Source organism: Nocardia sp. CC227C (assembly GCF_030767025.1).
GTDB lineage: Bacteria > Actinomycetota > Actinomycetes > Mycobacteriales > Mycobacteriaceae > Nocardia.
The window spans coordinates 314,608-333,079 of sequence record NZ_JASITE010000001.1 but is presented as its reverse complement, the minus strand read 5'-3'; the positions used below and the strand labels follow the sequence as shown (position 1 = coordinate 333,079).

General features: G+C 69.9%; 12 protein-coding genes. 10 read left to right on the top strand and 2 right to left on the bottom strand.

From position 1 onward, the window contains the following. Nucleotides 1-3: 3 nt before the first annotated feature. A complete protein-coding gene (locus QMO76_RS01420) occupies nt 4-525 on the bottom strand; it encodes a GbsR/MarR family transcriptional regulator (RefSeq protein ID WP_306359290.1) in 522 nt (173 codons plus the stop codon). Nucleotides 526-617: 92 nt separating this feature from the next. On the opposite strand from QMO76_RS01420, the gene QMO76_RS01415 reads away from it, so the two are divergent. The 6 genes from QMO76_RS01415 to QMO76_RS01390 all read left to right on the top strand — a co-directional run bounded on the left by QMO76_RS01415 (nt 618) and on the right by QMO76_RS01390 (nt 8,054). Beyond that, nucleotides 618-1,541 (top strand): ABC transporter ATP-binding protein, encoded by a 924-nt coding sequence (locus QMO76_RS01415; protein WP_306359289.1) that lies wholly within the window; start codon nt 618-620, stop codon nt 1,539-1,541. Continuing rightward, the gene (locus QMO76_RS01410; RefSeq protein ID WP_306359288.1) at nt 1,538-3,190 is read left to right on the top strand and encodes an ABC transporter permease; all 1,653 of its coding nucleotides are present in this window, start codon (nt 1,538-1,540) and stop codon (nt 3,188-3,190) included. Before QMO76_RS01415 ends, QMO76_RS01410 begins: the two co-directional genes overlap by 4 nt. 106 nt (nt 3,191-3,296) lie before the next feature. Then, complete coding sequence (locus QMO76_RS01405) at nt 3,297-4,595, top strand: nodulation protein NfeD (RefSeq protein WP_306359287.1); 1,299 nt, start codon at nt 3,297-3,299, stop codon at nt 4,593-4,595. Further along, complete coding sequence (locus QMO76_RS01400) at nt 4,592-5,392, top strand: slipin family protein (RefSeq protein ID WP_306359286.1); 801 nt, start codon at nt 4,592-4,594, stop codon at nt 5,390-5,392. The genes QMO76_RS01405 and QMO76_RS01400 overlap by 4 nt, the downstream gene beginning before the upstream one ends. Before the next feature lie 28 nt (nt 5,393-5,420). Then, nucleotides 5,421-6,395 carry a hypothetical protein gene (locus QMO76_RS01395; protein WP_306359285.1) on the top strand — a complete coding sequence of 325 codons (975 nt, stop codon included), beginning with the start codon at nt 5,421-5,423 and terminating at the stop codon, nt 6,393-6,395. 114 nt (nt 6,396-6,509) lie between these two features. Continuing rightward, nucleotides 6,510-8,054: a sodium:alanine symporter family protein gene (locus QMO76_RS01390; protein WP_306359284.1), complete on the top strand. Its 1,545-nt coding sequence runs from the start codon at nt 6,510-6,512 to the stop codon at nt 8,052-8,054. Nucleotides 8,055-8,210: 156 nt separating this feature from the next. Here the strand turns inward: QMO76_RS01390 and nhaA are convergent, their stop codons facing one another. After that, nucleotides 8,211-9,497, bottom strand: a complete 1,287-nt coding sequence (gene nhaA / locus QMO76_RS01385) for a Na+/H+ antiporter NhaA (protein ID WP_306359283.1) — start codon at nt 9,495-9,497, stop codon at nt 8,211-8,213. Between the two features lie 403 nt (nt 9,498-9,900). Between nhaA and QMO76_RS01380 the strand changes: the two genes are divergently transcribed. The 4 genes from QMO76_RS01380 to QMO76_RS01365 are packed head-to-tail and all read left to right on the top strand — an operon-like array spanning nt 9,901 to nt 18,381. Next, nucleotides 9,901-10,521 (top strand): hypothetical protein, encoded by a 621-nt coding sequence (locus tag QMO76_RS01380; RefSeq protein ID WP_306359282.1) that lies wholly within the window; start codon nt 9,901-9,903, stop codon nt 10,519-10,521. Then, nucleotides 10,521-12,374: an SPFH domain-containing protein gene (locus QMO76_RS01375; RefSeq protein WP_306359281.1), complete on the top strand. Its 1,854-nt coding sequence runs from the start codon at nt 10,521-10,523 to the stop codon at nt 12,372-12,374. Before QMO76_RS01380 ends, QMO76_RS01375 begins: the two co-directional genes overlap by 1 nt. Further along, nucleotides 12,371-17,851: a DNA repair ATPase gene (locus QMO76_RS01370; protein ID WP_306359280.1), complete on the top strand. Its 5,481-nt coding sequence runs from the start codon at nt 12,371-12,373 to the stop codon at nt 17,849-17,851. The genes QMO76_RS01375 and QMO76_RS01370 overlap by 4 nt, the downstream gene beginning before the upstream one ends. Then, complete coding sequence (locus tag QMO76_RS01365) at nt 17,848-18,381, top strand: hypothetical protein (protein ID WP_306359279.1); 534 nt, start codon at nt 17,848-17,850, stop codon at nt 18,379-18,381. Before QMO76_RS01370 ends, QMO76_RS01365 begins: the two co-directional genes overlap by 4 nt. The last annotated feature ends 91 nt before the right edge of the window (nt 18,382-18,472 follow it).

Genomic DNA, 18,472 nt, shown 5'->3' with positions numbered 1-18,472 from the left:
GGATCAGCCGACCGGATCGGCGGACGCGGACTCGTCCCCGAACAGCTCCCGGCGGCGCTGCTGCCATCGTCGCATCGTCCGCGGCAGTTCGGCGCGCATGAACCGGTAGTACTCCAGCGTTTCGCGCACCCGGCGGCCGCCGGGGCGGGCATGGTCGAGCAGTTCGACCCCCTCGCAGAGGAAGTGCACCGAGCGATCCAGGGCCTCCTGCCGCTGCATGGTGATGGCGTACCAGACGTCGTCGTCGTAGACGCGGTAGGTGTCGTGCCTGGCTCCGGGTTCGCGCTCGCGGCCCAGCAGTCCGATCCGCACCAGATGGCGGACCGCCCCCGAGATGGCGGCCGGGCTCACCCGCAGCCCCCGGGCCAGCTCCTGCGCGGTGTAGCGCTCGGCGTCATCGGCGAGGACGAAGGCGAAGACCCGCGCCGAGGTGCGCGGCATGCCGGATTCGGTGAGCAACAGCGCGAACTGTTCCACGAACCGCAGGACGGCCTCCTCCTGCTGATCCTCCTGCGCTGCCGACACCCGTTCAACCTCCCATTCCCGTTATCGATGAGTAGCTACATCATAGCTTTTAGAACATTCACAAATTTATGAAATCTATGTACGCTGCTCGCATGGACAACGCCATCGCCATCACCGGACTGCACAAGTCCTTCGGCCCCACCCAGGCACTCGACGGCCTCGATCTCCAGGTCGCCCGGGGCGAGGTGCACGGCTTCCTGGGCCCGAACGGCGCGGGAAAGACGACCACCATCCGAGTGCTGCTCGGCCTGCTCCGAGCCGACCGGGGTGAGGTGAACCTGCTCGGCGGCGACCCCTGGAACGACGCGGTGGATCTGCACCGGCGACTCGCCTACGTCCCCGGCGACGTGGAACTGTGGCCCAACCTCACCGGCGGTGAGGCCATCGACCTGTTCGGCCGCCTGCGCGGCGGACTCGACGAGCCGCTGCGCGACGAACTCATCGAACGCTTCGATCTCGACCCGACCAAGAAGGGGCGCACCTACTCCAAGGGCAACCGGCAGAAGGTCGCGCTCATCGCCGCACTGGCCTCCAACGTGGAACTGTTCCTGCTCGACGAACCCACCGCCGGCCTCGACCCGCTGATGGAGGTCGTCTTCCAGGACGTGGTGCACGAGGTGAAGAACGCCGGTGCGACCGTCCTGCTGTCGAGTCACATTCTGGCCCAGGTGGAGAAGCTCGCCGACCGGGTGAGCATCATCCGGCGGGGACGGGTCGTGCAATCCGGAACCCTCACCGAGATGCGGCATCTCACCCGCACCTCGGTCGAGGCCGTGACGCACCGCCCGGTCACGGGACTGGCGGAGCTGGACGGCGTCCACCACGTCACCACCGAGGACGGCCGCCTCCGCTTCGATGTCGACGGCGCGGCGCTCGACGCGGCCATCGCCCGGGTCAGCGCCGCCGGCATCCGCTCGCTGACCAGCCATCCGCCCACCCTGGAGGAACTCATGCTGCGGCACTACGGCGACGAGCTCGCCGCCGGCGGCAACGGCCAGGGAGTGAGCGCGCGATGACCACCCGCACCGCTACCGCCGCGCCCGCCCGGCCCGCCGCGGGGCGCGGCACCGCCTTCACCGGAACCGGCACCCTGCTGCGCTTCATGCTGCGCCGCGACCGCGTCAAACTGCCCGCCTGGGTCATCGGCATCGCCTTCATGGGGCTGTACTACGCGACCGCGCTGCCGCAGGTGTACAAGACCGAGGAGGATCTGCGGGCGGTCAGCCGGTTCGCCGAGGGCACCATGGGTGCGCTCATCTCGGGCCCCGGCTACGGATTGGCCGACCCCACCGTCGAATCCGTCATCGTCGCCGTCTACGGGCTGTACTTCCTGCTGCTGGCCGCGCTGATGAACATCCTGCTCATCGCCCGGCACACCCGGGTGGAGGAGCAGACCGGCCGGGCCGAGCTGATCCGCGCGAATGTGGTGGGACGGCACGCGCAGCTGACCGCCGCGCTGCTGCTGGCAGTGGCCGCGAACGCGGTGCTGTCCCTGCTGGTCGCGGGCAGCTTCGCGGTCGCCGATCTGGATACGAGCGATGCGCTGCTGTTCGGCGCGAGCGTCGGGGCCGCGGGCCTGGTCTTCGCCGGGATCACCACGGTGACCGTGCAGATCACCGAATACTCGCGCGCCGCATCGGGTGCGGCCGGTGCCGTGCTCGGTGTGGCGTATGTGGTGCGCGCGGCCGGGGACACGATCCGGGAGGGCGGCAGCGCGCTGTCCTGGTTCTCCCCGCTGGCCTGGTCGCAGCAGACCCGCCCCTACGTGGACCCGCGCTGGTGGCCGCTGGCGCTGTCGGTCGGTATCGCCCTCGCGGCGGCGGCGTTCGGCTACGCGCTGTCGGGACGCCGCGATCTGAACGCCGGTCTGGTAGCGCCGCGCCGCGGCAGCCGGGAGGCCGCCGCCTGGCTCGATTCCCCCGTAGCCCTCGCCCTCCGGCTCCAACGGGCGAGTCTCATCGGCTGGTCGCTGGCGCTGGCGGCGAGCGGCCTGCTCTACGGCGCGCTCACCAGCACCCTGGTCGACGCCTTCGAGGATCTGCCCGACGATGTCGTCGATGTCATGGGTGGTGATCCGAGCCGCATGCTGGACGGCTACCTCAGCACCATGGCCGTCTTCGACGCCCTGCTGGTGGCGATCTTCGTGATCCTCGGCGTGCAGTCGCTGCGCGGCGAGGAGACCAAGGGCCACGCCGAACCCGTACTGGCCACCGGCACCAGCCGCTGGGCGCTGTTCGGCGGCTGGATCGGGGTGCTGGCGGCCGGGGCGGCGGCACTGCTGCTGGTGGCGGGTGCGGCGCTGGGGCTGTCGGCGGCCGTCTCCATCGGGGACGGCTCCTACTTCGGCAAGGTGATCGCGGCGCACCTGGCGTACCTGCCCGCCGTCCTGGTGGTGCTGGCGGTCGCGGCGCTGCTGTTCGGCGTCGCACCGCAGGCGGTCGGCGCGGCCTGGGCGCTGTTCGGCTTCGCGATGATCCTCGCCTTCTTCGGATCCATCATGGACCTGCCGGGGTGGGTGATGGATCTGTCCCCGTTCGAGCACACCGCCGCGCTGCCGCTGGAACCGATGAACTGGCCCCCGCTGTTCGTCCTCACCGCCGTCGCCCTCGCGCTGATCGGGGCGGGCGGCGCGGCCTTCCGGCGGCGTGACCTCGACATGAAGTAGGACCGGCTCGAGCGGACCCGGCACGGATCGACGATCCGGAGGTTTGCGCCCGCCCGAGCGTGACACTCCAAGAACAGTGAACACCGGTCCGCACCGGAGCGCGATCGTGCCCGCACTGCTGTTGCTGCTGGCGGGCGCGGTCGCTCTCGCCTCCACACTGCTGGGCGGCACCGCGCACGGTCAGCAGCCGGACAGCGGTGTGCTCACGACCACGGTGGACGGGCCCATCACGGCCATCGTCGCCGATCATCTGCGCGACGGCATACAGCGCGCCGAACGGGAGAACCGCCGCGCCTTCCTGGTCGAGCTGGACACCCCCGGCGGACTGGACACCGCCATGCGGAAGATCGTGCGGGAATTCCTCGACGCGCAGGTTCCGGTCGTGGTGTACGTCGCGCCGTCGGGGGCGCGAGCGGCCTCGGCCGGATCCATCATCACCTCCGCCGCCCACGTCGCCGCCATGGCACCGGGCACCACCATCGGCGCTGCCACCCCGGTGGACGCGGCCAGCGGCGAGGAGGCCGGGGGCAAGGTCGTCGAGGACGCCGCCGCCTATGCGGTGTCGATCGCCGAACAGCGGGGCCGCGATACCGAATTCGCCGAGGACACCGTCCGGGAGGGCCGCGCGGTCACCGATCGCGAGGCGGTGGAGATCGGCGCGGTGGACCTGGTGGCGGCCGACCGCTCCACCCTGCTGACCGAGATCGACGGCCGCACCGTGCGACTCGCCGACGGCACCGAGGCCACCCTGCGGACCGCCGACGCCCCCGTGGACGAGTACCGCATGGGCGCGTTGGCCCAGCTGCGGCAGACCCTGGCCAGCCCCACCCTGGCCTTTCTGCTGCTCTCCCTCGGCAGCCTCGCCATCCTGTACGAATTGGCAAGCCCCGGAGCGGGTCTCGGTGGCGTGCTGGGCGCGGTGATGCTGGCGCTCGCCTTCGTCTCGCTCGCCGTGCTGCCGGTGAACATCGCGGGCCTGCTGCTGCTGGGCCTGGCCGTGGCGCTGTTCGTGGCCGAGCTGTTCAGCCCCGGCATCGGGGTCTTCGCCGCCGGCGGGGCCATCGCTCTCGCGGCATCCGGGCTGATGCTGTTCGACGAGCCGTTCGACGTCGACCCGCGCGTGCTGTGGCCGACGGCCGTGGTCGTCGGGCTGGGCGCGGTACTGGCCGGACGGCTCGCCCTGCGCGCCCGGCGCGCCCCCATCGTCTCCGGCAGCCAGACGCTGATCGGGCAGGAGACCACCGTCGAGGAGGCCGAAGGCGAGCGCGGACGCGCCCGGCTGGAGGGCTCGTGGTGGAACGTGCGCAGCGACGGACCGCCGCTGCGCGCCGGGCAGCGGGTGCGGGTGGTGGACCTGCGCGAGCTGACCCTCGTCGTCGAACCCCTCACACCGGAGAAGAAGTGAGTCAAGTGATACTCGGACTGATAGCCGCCGTGGTGGTCGTGCTGATGATTCTGGCCGCCGCCATCCGCATCGTGAACGAATACGAACGCGGCGTGATCTTCCGGCTCGGCCGGGTGATCGGTGCCAAGGGACCCGGGCTGTTCTTCATCATCCCGATCGTGGACCGCATGGTGAAGGTCTCGCTGCGCACGGTCACCATGGACATTCCGCCGCAGGACGTCATCACCAAGGACAATGTGACGGTCACCGTCAACGCCGTCACCTACTTCCGGGTGGTGGATCCGGTGCGATCGGTGGTGGCCGTGGAGGACCACGTCCTGGCCACCTCGCAATTCGCCCAGACCACCCTGCGCAGCATCCTCGGCCAGACCGATCTCGACGATCTGCTGATCAACCGCGACGAGGTGAACTCCCAGCTGCAGAAGATCATCGACGAGGTCACCAACCCGTGGGGCGTCAAGGTGGACCACGTGGAGGTCAAGGATGTGGAGCTGCCCCAGACCATGCGCCGCGCCATGGCCCGGCAGGCCGAATCCGAGCGCGAGCGTCGTGCCAAGGTGATCCACGCCAAGGGCGAGCAGGAGGCCGCGGAGACCCTGGGCCAGGCCGCCGAGGTGATGGAGCGCCGCCCGGCGGCCATGCAGCTGCGCGTGCTGTCCACCATGGCCGACATCTCGGCGGACCGCAGCTCCACGCTGATCTTCCCGCTACCCATGGAGTTCGTGAAGCTGGCCGATGCGCTGCGCCCGCTCGCCGAGGCCGCGGCGACGCGGATGGAGGAGCCGCCACAGCGATGATCATCGACTGCGTTATCGTCGTCGCAGCATGTCGATACGTCGCTTTCTCCCCCGGGCAACATCGGAGTTGCCGCCCGCCGGTGGCCCGGCACGCGCCGGTGCGCCGGTCCCGGCGTCGTCACGGCCGTTGCGCTGCGCGGCGGCGATGGCGGTGTTACTGGGACTGGTGGCGTGCTCGGCCCGCGACGAGACCCCGATGCACCAGGGTGCCGCGCTCGCCCACCCCACGGCCGTGACGGCCGCGGAGTACGAATTCCCACTGGCCTGGGCTGGTGACTACACCTTCCGCTGGAGCACCGCGGGCGATATCGACGTCGGCGCGCCGGAGGCGGCCGTGGTGCGCGCGTTCGCGGAGAGCACGCAGTTGTCACTCTCGGTGGGCGCGCGACTGGCGTATCCCGGTTACGCGGAGGTCATTCCCAACGGCGAGTGGCTGCGCATCCCGGATGGCGGCGCGTACCCGCCGGGGGCGGCCGAGGGGGACTGGCAACTGCGCTGGGCGGGCACCTTTCTCGGCCGGATCCTGCGCATCCAGCCGGATGCCGCCGGTTTCACCGCCATGTACTGCCTGGACGACGTGGACGTGGCCGAGTCCTACGATGCCGGGGCCACCTACACCTGGCGGCAGGATCAGCCCGGGAAGCCGCCCCGCGGCCTGCCCGTGTGGCTGACCGTGCGCTCGACCGCCGCCCCCGTGGATGCCGCGCCCTCCGATGCCGCCCCCACCGCGGCCACGGGGGTGGACGCCCGGACCACCGAATTCGGCCATCGGCGCGCGCCGAACTACAACGTCTTCGAGGGCTGGACGATCACCGACGTGGCGGCCTCCCGGCCCCGCGATCCGGAGGCCGCCGCCCTCGCCGCGGCGTGCGCGGCCTGGGTGCTGGACAATCCGCACATCAACCCGGCCTATCGCACCGAGACGCCCAGCCGGGTACCGGCCGACCACCTGCCCGAGGCGGCTCCGCCGCTGCCGGGCTGGGGAGTCCGGATCGCCGAGTAGCCCAACGGTGGCGTTCATCTTCTAACACCGGCGTGACGGCCAATTAACAGCCGGTTGATGCCTGTTGTGCGAGTATTGCCCTCCATATCGACACCTCGCCCGGGAGAACGCGCTTTGGCTGACTTTCTGAATACCATCAACGGATACATCTGGAGCAACTGGCTGGTCTACCTGTGTCTGGCGGCAGGTGTGTACTTCTCCATCCGATCCAGATTCGTCCAGGTGCGCCAGGTGCCGGAAATGGTCCGGCTGATGCTCAGGGGCGAGAAATCGCCGTCGGGCGTCTCCTCGTTCCAGGCGCTGGCCATGTCACTGTCGGGCCGCGTCGGCACCGGCAATATCGCGGGCGTCGCCACCGCCATCGCGTTCGGCGGACCCGGCGCGCTGTTCTGGATGTGGACGGTGGCCTTCCTCGGGGCGTCGACCTCCTTCGTGGAATGCACCCTGGGCCAGATCTACAAGACTCGCGACCAGTTGACCGGTGAGTACCGCGGCGGCCCCGCCTACTACCTGAGCAAGGCGATGGCGCACACCCGCGCCGCCCCGGCGTTCAAGATCTACGGCTTCGTCTTCGCCGCGGTGACCGTGCTCGCGTGCGGTCTGCTGCTACCCAGCGTGCAGTCCAACTCCATGGCCTCGGCCATGAACCAGGCGTGGGACGTACCGACCTGGGTGGTGGCCGTTGGCGCGGTCATCCTGCTGGCCTTCGTGATCATCGGCGGCGTGAAGCGCATCGCCGCCTTCGCGGCGGTCGTGGTGCCGTTCATGGCCATCGCCTACATCCTGGTCGCGCTGGTCATCGTCGCGTTCAACGCCTCGGAGATCCCGAACGTCATCAGCACCATCTTCGCCAGCGCGTTCGGCGCGGACGCGGCCTTCGGCGCGATTCTCGGCGCGGCGGTGATGTGGGGCGTCAAGCGCGGCGTCTACTCCAACGAGGCCGGGCAGGGCACCGGCCCGCACGCCGCCGCGGCGGCGGAGGTCTCGCACCCGGCCAAGCAGGGCCTCGTCCAGGCGTTCGCGGTCTACATCGACACCCTGTTCATCTGCACCGCGACCGGATTCCTGCTGCTGTCGACCGGCGCGTACCGGGTATTCGAGGGTGAGAGCTCCGACGGACCGGTGCTGGCCGACGGCGGCGCACTGCCGTCGGACGTCGTGGTCGGCCCCGCCTTCGCCCAGACCGCTGTGGACACCCTGTGGAGCGGCGTGGGAGCCAGCTTCGTCGCCATCTCACTGGCCTTCTTCTGCCTGACCACGATCATCGCCTACTACTACATGGCAGAGACCAATCTGCGTTTCCTGATGGGCAAGTACGCGCCGATCCCGGTTCCGCTGATCCGCGGCACCCTCGGCTCGAACGTGACCCTGCTGCTGCAGGCGCTGATCCTGGTCTCGGTCACCATCGGCGCGGTCGCCACCGCCTCCGACGCGTGGACCCTCGGCGATATCGGCGTCGGCCTGATGGCCTGGCTCAATATCGTCGGCATCCTGATCCTGCAGCAACCGGCCTACAAGGCGCTGCGCGACTTCGAACGCCAGAAGAAGGCCGGACTCGACCCGACCTTCGATCCGCTCGCCCTCGGCATCCCGGGTGCCACCTTCTGGGAGACCTACGACCCGAAGTCCCGGGACAAGTTGACCAAGACCCCGGCGTAGCCCGGGTCCACGCGCGGCCGGATGCGGCCCGCTCGAGCCACGCCGTCCCGAGGGCGGCCTCCGGACGGCTCGAGCGGGCCGTACGCGTCCGGTGCCACGGCACTCGTGCCGGGGCGGGCATCCTGAGCGCCCCCGCGCGCCAGCGGGTGCGTCGGTTCACTCCCGCTGGTTGCGCTGGTAGATGTCGGGGATGCCGTCGGCGTCCTCGTCGATGTTCTCGGCCTCGTACAGGCGGCGGTAGATCCCGTTGCGGCGTTTGACCAGGACGGCGGCCACGACCGCGGCGATGAGGGAACCGACCAGGACCGCCGCCTTGATGTGGTCCGAATCGGCGGGGAAGGACAGTTCGCCGATGAGCAGGCTGACGGTGAACCCGATTCCGGCCAGTGCGGAGAGGGCGACGACATCGGCCCATTGCAGTTCCGGGTTCAGTTGCGCGCGAGTGAATTTCACCGCCAACCAGGTGCCGCCGAAGATGCCGATGATCTTGCCGAGGACCAGGCCGAGCACCACGCCGAGCGACTCGGGCCGGGTGAACACCTCGCCCAGCGCGGAGGCCGACAGCGTCACCCCGGCGGCGAAGAGCGCGAACAGGGGGGCCGCGATACCGGCCGAGATGGGGCGCAGCAGGTGCGCGGCGTGGGCGGCGGGCGTCTCCGACTCGTCCTTGTCCGGGGTGGCGCGCAACAGCAGCCCCATGCACACCCCGGCCACCGTGGCGTGCACTCCGCCCACATAGGTCAGCGCCCAGACGGTGATGCCGAGCGGCACGTACCACCACCATCCCCGCACCCGGAAACGTTGCAGCGCGGCGAATACCGCGAGGCCGACGACGGCTCCGCCGAGGGCGAGGAGTTTCAGGTCGTCGGCGAAGGCGACCGCGATGACGGCGATGGCGCCGAGGTCGTCCACGACGGCGAGCGTCAGCAGGAAAGCGCGCAGTGCGGCGGGCAGGTGGGTGTTCAGGACGGCGAGGACAGCCAGCGCGAAGGCGATGTCGGTGGCCATGGGCACCGCCCAGCCCGCGGTGTCACCGCCGCTGCTCCCGGTGACGGCCAGATACACCGCGGCGGGCAGAACCATGCCGCACAGCGCCGCGACCACCGGTAGCGACGCGGTTGCCGGAGTCCGAAGCTCGCCGATGACGAGCTCACGTTTCAATTCGATTCCGGCGACCAGGAAGAAGATCGTCAGCAGCCCGTCCGCGGTCCAGTGGGCGACCGAGAGATCCAGCCCGAGCGCGCCGATCCCGAAGTGGAAGTCACTGATCCGCGTATACCACTCGGCCCACGGGGAATTGGCCCAGGCCAGTGCGAGCACGGCGGCCGCCAGCAACAGCAAGCCGCCGACGGTCTCCGTGCGCAATGCCGTCGCCAGCGCCGATCGCTCGGACCAGGACAGCAATCCGAGAAACACCCTGCGCTCGCGCGGGGCGGCAGCCATGAACAACCTCCGGGGGCTTCGACGTGAGGGCACGTTGCCCCTGACCGCCGACCAGACTTCCCGGCACACCCCGCGTTCGTTGACGCGTTATTAACACCCTAACGGCCACCGCCCGGATTGTCTTCTTCGTGGTGGGAAACCCCGCCCGCCACCGGCCCGATACCACCCCCGACATGCACGTCGAGCAAGTTTGCCATATGGTTGCCGCACACCGGTCGGCCACCGCGGGGCTATTCAGCTTGCCCCGGGGGGATCTTTACGGCATCCTTACACCCAAGGGGAGCCGGGAAGCCTGGTCGGCACGTGATTCACACGTTCGTGAATTGCGGTGGAACGATCAAGGAGCTTTTCGTGCAACATATTTCGTCGACGCGCGCCCTCTTCCGCCCGGCATTCGCCGGGCATGCGTGAATTCCTCACGGCGACACTGACTTTTCCCACCGTTGTCTTCAGCTTCGCGCTGATCGTCGTCGTCGCGTACTGGCTTGCCGTCCTGGCCGGTGGGGCCGATCTGGAGCTGTTCGACACCGATTCCGACACCGGCGGTTCCGCCATCGGTGACCGGTGGGGTCTGAGCGGTGTGCCGGTATCGATCATCGTATCCATCCTCATCGCGCTGGCCTGGTTCCTGTGCCTGGCCGGGGCGACCCTGACCCGAGAGCTGAATCTCACCGGCTTCCTCGGCTTCTGTGCCGGTGTCGCCGTACTCGTGGTGGCCGTTCCGGTGTCCGTCCTGGGCACCCGGGCCATCGTGGTACCGCTGCGCCGCCTGTTCGGGGCCACCGCGGAGCCCAGCAGGAATGACCTCGTCGGCCGGGTGTGCGTCATCCGCACCGGCCGCGTCGGTCCGGATTTCGGTCAGGCGGAACTGACTTCGCCCGACGGCTCGTCGGCGATCATCCAGGTCCGCCAAAGCGCCGAACATGCCGCCGAAACACCACTCGCACACGGTGTTTCCGCAATCGTCTACGACTACGACTCGGCCACCGAGACCTTCTGGGTGGCCCCACTGGAGGGGATCTGATGTCTACCATCGCAATCGGCCTGGGAGTCCTGGTGGCTCTCGCACTCGTGATCGGCATTGCCGCGCTGCTCATCGTGAGCAGCCTGTTCAAGAAGGTGGAACAGGGCCGCGCCCTGATCATCTCGAAGATGCGCCGGGTGGACGTCACCTTCACCGGCGCGGTGGTGCTGCCGGTGCTGCACAAGGCCGAGTACATGGATATCTCGGTGAAGACCATCGAGATCGACCGGGTCGGCCGCGACGGGCTGATCTGCCGCGACAATATCCGCGCCGATATCCGCATCACCTTCTTCGTGCGGGTGAACAAGACGGTCGAGGACGTGATCAAGGTCGCGCAGGCCATCGGCACCGCCCGCGCCAGCGACCAGTCCACGCTGCAGGAGCTGTTCGCCGCCAAGTTCTCCGAGGCGCTCAAGACGGTGGGCAAGCACCTCGACTTCGTCGACCTCTACACCAAGCGCGACGAGTTCCGCGACCGCATCATCGCGGTGATCGGCACCGATCTCAATGGCTACAGCCTCGAGGACGCCGCCATCGACTACCTGGAGCAGACCCCGCTCGCCCAGCTCGACTCCCAGAACATCCTGGACGCGCAGGGTATTCGCAAGATCACCGAACTGACCGCGGTGGAACACGTGCGCACCAACGAGTTCCGGCGCAACGAGGAGAAGGAGATCACCCGCCAGAACGTGCAGGCGCGCGAGGCGGTGCTGGAGCTGGAGCGCCAGCAGGCCGACGCCGAGATCCGCCAGCAGCGCGAGGTGGAGACCATGCGCGCCCGCGAGGAGGCCGAGATCGCCCGGGTCCAGGCCGAGGAGCGGCTGCGCTCGCAGACCGCGCACCTGCGCACCGAGGAGGCCCTCGGCATCCAGCAGGAGAACATGGGCCGCGAGATCGCGGTCGCCGAGAAGAACCGCGAACGCGTGATCGCCGTGGAGGCCGAACGCATCGAGAAGGACCGGCTGCTCGAGGTCACCGCCCGCGACCGCGAGGTCTCGCTGGCGCGGATCGCCGCCGACCGCGAGGTGGAGACGGACAAGCGCACCGTCGCCGAGGTGGTGCGCGAGCGCATCGCGGTGGACAAGACCGTGGCCGAACAGCAGGAGCAGATCAACCGGCTGCGCGCGGTGGAGGCGGCCGAACGCGACCGCCAGGCCATTGTCATCCGCGCCGAGGCCGAGGCGCAGGAGCACCTGGTCAAGGACATCAAGGCGGCCGAGGCCGCGGAGGCCGCGGCCAAGTTCAAGGCCAAGGAGTCGCTGACGCTGGCCGAGGCCGAGCAGCAGGCGTCGGAACTGCGGGCGCGCGCCAAGATCCGCCTCGCCGAGGCGCAGCAGGCCGAGGCGGCCGCCTACGGGCTGGGGCAGGCACAGGTCAAGGAGCGCGAGGCCGACGCCATCGAGAAGGTGGGCCGCGCCGAGGCGGTCGCGCTGCGGGAGAAGGCGCTGGTGGAAGCCGAGGCGCTGCGCGAGAAGCTCAAGGGCGAGGCCGAGGGCCTGCAGGAGAAGGCCGCGGCCATGGCGGCGCTGGACGACGCCACCCGCGAGCACGAGGAATACCGGCTGCGGCTGGAGATGGAGAAGGACATCGAGCTGGCCAAGCTCACCGCGCACCGCGAGGTCGCCCAGGCACAGGCCACGGTGCTCGCCACCGGCCTGGAACAGGCGAATATCGACATCGTCGGCGGCGACTCGATCTTCCTGGACCGCCTGGTGGGCTCCATCGGCCTCGGTAAGGGCCTCGATCAGCTGATCGGCAACTCCGAGGTCGGCAAGACCGCCGCGACCGCGCTCATCGGCCGTCTGGCCGGGGTCAACGGTCACGGCTCCGACGACGTCCCGCAGAGCAAGTGAGCGGGGCGGCAGCACCGGACACCGGTCGCCGGATCGGAGGGGAATCCGGCGACCGGGGTCCGGTCGGACTCGAGACGGGCACGTACGAGATCCTGCGCGCCCGCCTGCGTGAACACGCCGCCGAGCTGGCGCGGCGCGCGGAACTGCTCAATCAGCGTCGGATCGCGGCCTTCGGCGGCTCCGAGCTGACGCTGCTCGGCACCGAGCGCATCCGCACGGACAACAACTGCGTGCCCCGCGACGTGGTGGCGCTGCCGGACGGGCGCATGGTGTTCGGCTACAACGTGTTCGTCGGCATGCGGCCGGAGACCACGGTCGCGGACGTCTTCGCCGTGCACCGCTTCCGTGCCGAGAGCACGACACCGGACGGCGCGGAGCCGGGGGCCGCGCCGTTCGGCTTCGAATCCGCCGATGCCACCGGACTTTTCGACGATCCACGATTCCTTCGCGATTTCGCCGAGCTGTACCGCTACTACAGCCAGACCCGGTTGCTGCAACTGCGCCGTGTGGAAGGCCGCCTGCTGGCGGTTTTCCAGACCGGACAGCGCACCGACGACATCCGGGTGCTGCGCTGGCAGTTGGACACCGACGGATCGCTGCGCTACCTGGACAATCGCGGGGAACGCGACCATGTTTTCCCGCCGTCGCACGACTTCGAGTGGATCGAGACCACCCGCGACGACCAGGTGCACGGTCGGCACCCGCACCTGTCGATTCTCGGCGAGGTGTTCGTGGAGACGCTCGGCGGCACCCTCACCATCAAGGTCGAGGACAATACCGAGACCGGCGCGGGCATCTACAGCGAGCCGGTCGACGAGCCGCTCCAGAGCCTGGCCGACGCCGATGTGCACTATGCGCGGCTGGGGCCGCTGATCCTGCTGCGGATTCGGCCGTACAACGAAACCGACTGGCGGCACCTGGTTTTCAACACCCGCACCAAGGACGTGGTGCGGCTGGACGGGATCGGGCAGTCGTGCCGTCGACTGCCCGATGATCAGGGCATCATCTTCCCCGGCGGCTACTACCTTGCCACCGGCGTGCACAAGCGGTTCGACACCGACACCGTGGAATTGGAGTACGAGCGCACCGTCCGGGCGGGCAACGGCGAGGACGTGCTGTACGTCTTCCATGCCCGCGCGGCGGGCCGCACGCTGCTGCTGCCCTACAACCTGGTGCGCACCGAGGTAGCCAATCCCACGGTCTGCCATGGGTATTCCCTGTTCGAGGACGGCACCATGGTGGTGCTGCGGGCCATGTCGGAGGAGCCGACCCGGGTGCATCCGCTCCAGGTGTGGCGCACCCCGTTCGTCTCCGACGTGTACGCGGCAGCGCAGCCGGTGGGCGCCGGTCCGCTGCACCGGGTCGGCAATGCCGAACTGGTGCGCGGTATCTCGGAATGCCTCGCCGTGCGCCGCATGGTGGATGAGATGCGGCCCGCCACCGCCGTTTTCGAGGCCGTGATCGCGGCGTGCACCCGCGCCGTCGACCTGTACCACTGGCTGGGCGAACCGGAGCTGGACGATCCGGCCGCCGCGCTGTCCGAGGTGCGCGCCACCGCCGAACAGGTGCTCGACGAGTACGACAAGGTCACCGCGCTCACCGCGCAGGCGAGCGCGGCCGTGGACGGTGCGGCCGACGAGGCGGCCTCGCTGATGCGCCGGGCCCGCGCCGCCGCGCACCGCACCGCCGAGGACTGGGTGCGGATGCTGGCGGAGCTGCGGCGCGCACAGGGGCATCTGGTGACGGTGCGCGAGCTGCGCTACGTCGATACCGAGCGGATCGACGCGCTGGACGGCGAGCTCGCCGCCGCGCTCACCGACACCGGTCATCGGGCCGTCGAATTCCTCTCCGGCGACGACGCTTTCGCGGGCTATCGCACCGAGCTCGACGAGCTGCTGGCGCAGGCCGAGACCATCGCCTCCGCCGCGGCGGCCGAACCGCTGCGGCAGCGGTTGAGCGAGCAGACCGACGCCCTGCGCATCGTCACCGATGTGGTCGGATCGCTCGACATCACCGATGCCACGGTGCGCACCACCATTCTCACGCGCATCGGCGAGGTGCTGGCCGGGGTCAACCGGGTGCGGGCCACGCTGGACACCCGGCGCGCGGAGCTGGCCGCGGTGGAGGGCCGGGCCGCCTTCGCCGCCGAATTCGCGCTGCTCGGGCAGTCGGTGAGCGGGGGGCTCGCGGTCTGCGACTCCCCCGAGGCGTGCGACGACCAGCTGGCGAAGCTGCTGCTGGCCATCGAGAATCTGGAGGCCCGCTTCGGCGAGTTCGACGATTTCGCCGACCAGCTCGCCGCCAAGCGCGAGGACGTGTACGAGGCGTTCGCGGCGCGCAAGCAGGCGCTGCTGGACGATCGGGCCCGGCGCGGCGAACGTCTCGCCGACTCGGCGCAGCGCATCCTGTCCGGGGTGGGCCGCCGCGCCGCCGCCCTGGGTTCCCAGGACGAGGTGAACACCTATTTCGCCTCCGATCCCATGGTGGCGCGGCTGCGCTCGGCCGTGGCCGAGCTGCGCGCCCTCGGCGATCAGGTGCGCGCCGAGGAGTTCGAGGGCAGGCTGCGCGCGGCCCGGCAGGAGGCCGGGCGCGCGCTGCGGGACCGCACCGATCTCTACGCCGACGGCGGGGAGACGCTGCGCCTGGGCCGCCACCGCTTCGCGGTCGACACCCGGCCGGTGGAGCTGACCATGGTTCCGCACGAGGGGGCGCTGTGGTACGCCATCACCGGCACCGACTATCGGGCGCCGGTGCGCGAGCGCGGCTTCGAGGCGACGCGGCCGTACTGGTCGCAGCTGCTGGTGTCGGAGACCGCCGAGGTGTACCGGGGCGAGTACCTGGCCGTGTCGATCCTCGCCGCGGCCGAGCACGACGGCGGCCTCGACGCCCTGCACGCGGCGGCCGCCGCCGGTGAACTCGCCGGACCGGTCGGCAGAGCCGCCGCCGACCGCTACGACGAGGGCTACGAGCGCGGTGTGCACGACCACGACGCCGCCGCGATTCTCGATGCGGCCCTGCGCTTGTCGGCGGGGGCAGGACTGCTGCGGTATCCGCCCGCCGAACGCGCGGCGGCCCAGCTGTGGTGGCGCTTCGCCCTGTCCCCGGAGCAGGCCGCGTACTGGCGTACCCGGACCGGGTCGCTGGCCCGTGCCCGCGCCGTCTTCGGCCGCACCACCGATGTGGACGAGGTGTGCGCCGAATTGTCCTCCGGGATAACGGGGTTCGCCGACGACATCGGACTCGACCCGGTGGACGCGCAACTCGCCGGGGAGTACCTGTTCGAGGAATTGGCGACGCCCACTCCGGGTTTCGTCACCTCCGCCGGAGCCCGGCGACTGCTGGACCGCTTCCATCGCGCCCTCGACGCTGCCTCCGCGACCGGTCGCGCCGAGTTCGAGGCAGACCTGCGCGCCCTCGCCGACACCGACCACCATTCTCGCTCGGCCACCGGCCCCTCCTATGCGGTTGGCGGCCATTTGTCCTCGGTCACCGACGACGCGCGTTCGCATGACGGCCGCACACGGACGATCGAGAACCACCCGGGATCGAATGACGACTGTTCCGGAACGGACGACCACCCCGGAACGAGTGACGGCCACTCGAGCATGGACAGCGGCCACTCGCGAACGGACACCAGCCACTCACGAATGAACGACAGCCACTCGCGAACGGCCGGGGGGCACTCGAACTCGACCGACGCCCGCTCGCGCGCGATCGCCGACAGGGTGCGATCGACCGACGGCCGCTCCCGATCGGTGCGTGCGCGGTCGACCGCACCGAACGCGCAGCCGGTGCGAACGCCGTCCGGGACATCCTCCGCGCCCGTCGAGTCGCAGGCCGCGGTGGTCGGCACGCCCGGTATCACGGCGCGCTACCAACTGATACGCGCATGGCTCACCGCCTATCTGGACCGCGACGCCACCGATCCGGCCGAGCGCGCCGACCTGCCCGAGGCGGTGGCGATCGAACTGTGCGGCGCCGCGCTGCCCCGCTACGAGTCCGCCGCCGCGCTCACCGCCACCGTCACCGGTCTGCTGGGCACCCATCCCCGGATCACGGGGCGGGAGTTGAGCTTCCGGCTCGATGAGCTGCTGGCCCGGTGCGGCCGGTTCCAGCGGGAACGAGTGCCCGGCTTCCGGGCCTATCTGCGTCGCCGCACCGAACTGGTCGCCGCCGAACGCGAGCGGCTGCGGATGGCGGAGTACCGTCCGCGCGCCCTGAGCGGTTTCGTGCGCAACCGCCTGATCGACGAGGTGTATCTGCCGCTGATCGGCGACAACCTGGCCAAGCAGATCGGCGTGGCCGGGGATGCCGAACGTGTCGACCGCTCCGGTCTGCTGCTGCTCATCTCACCGCCGGGCTACGGCAAGACCACCCTCATGGAATACGTGGCCGCCCGGCTGGGCCTGGTGCTGGTGAAGGTGAACGGTCCCGCACTCGGCCACGAGGTGACCTCGATCGATCCCGAGCAGGCGCCGCACGCCACCGCCCGCCAGGAGCTCGAGAAGATCAATTTCGCGCTGGAGCTCGGCAACAACGTGCTGCTGTATCTCGACGACATCCAGCACACCTCGCCGGAACTGCTGCAGAAGTTCATCTCGCTGTGCGACGGCCAGCGGCGCATGGAGGGCGTGTGGGAGGGCCGCACCCGTACCTACGATCTGCGGGGCAAGCGGTTCGCGGTGTGCATGGCCGGAAACCCGTACACCGAGCAGGGCAAGCGATTCCGGATCCCGGATATGCTCGCCAACCGCGCCGACGTGTGGAATCTCGGCGATGTACTCTCCGGCCGTGACGAGCAGTTCGCGCTCAGCTACCTGGAGAACGCGCTCACCTCGAATTCCGTTCTCGCCCCGCTGTCCTCGCGCGATCGCGGCGATCTGGAGATCCTGGTCCGGCTGGCGCGCGGCGACCGCACCGCCAGCGCCGACGGCCTCACCCATCCGTACCAGGCGGCGGAACTGGCGGAGGTCACCGCGGTGCTGGGCAAACTGCTGCGCGTGCAGGAGGTGGTGCTGGCCGTCAACCGCGCCTACATCGCCTCGGCCGCCACCGCGGACGCCGCCCGCACCGAACCGCCGTTCCAGCTCCAGGGTTCGTATCGCAATATGAACGCCCTCGCCGAACGCGTGGTCCCGGTCATGAACGACAGCGAACTCGAGGCCCTCATCGACGACCACTACCTCGGCGAGGCCCAGACCCTGGCCGCCGCCACCGAGGCCAACCTGCTCAAACTGGCCGAAGTGCGCGGCACGCTGACCCCGGACCAGGCCCGCCGCTGGACCGAGGTCAAGTCCGCCTATCTGCGCGAACAGGCTCTCGGCGGGGCCGAGGACGATCCGCTCGTCCGCGCCATCGGCGCGCTGGGGCTGCTCGGCGACCGCATCGGAGGCATCGAATCCGCCCTGCGCGCACTAGAATCGGCCGATTCCGGCCGACACCACCGACCGGTGGCGTACGAGGAGGGGCAGCGATGAGCTACGAGGCCCGATTCGGATTCGACCTGCGCTCGACGGGCATCCTCGGCATCTGCGCGCTGTTCGTGGTCATCGCGCTGGTCGTCCCGGATATGTCGGTGGCGCTCCAGGTGATCACGATCGTGTTCTTCGGTGGCGGCGGTGTGTTCATGGCGGCGGGCATGGCCTCGCGCGAACTGGCGCTGCGCGTGGACGACGACGGCATCACCCTCGGCGGTCCGCCCTTGCGCCGCAAGGACACCACGGTGTCCGTGCCGTGGTCGGACATCGCCGCCGTCGTCCTGTTCCGGCAGCGGGTGTCGCACGGGGCGTCGATGCGCTACATCGGCGTGCGGCGCCACGAGGGGCTGCCGCCGCTGCCGCGAGCGCAGGGCATGGCCGCGAAGGCGGCCCCTCGCCTGATTCCGCACATCCCACCGGATGTGATCGCCGCGAGCCGCCCGATCTCCGGCTGGCGGCTCGACGAGGACCGGCTCGCGGCCGCGGTCCGGCAGCACGCACCACACGTCCCGATCGTGGACGCCGGCTGACCTGTCCCCCTGACTCACTCGACGCATCCGTGCGGCGGTCCGACAGAAAAAGATGCCGCACCAAAACCGGTTGCGCAAGTCGAAATCCCGT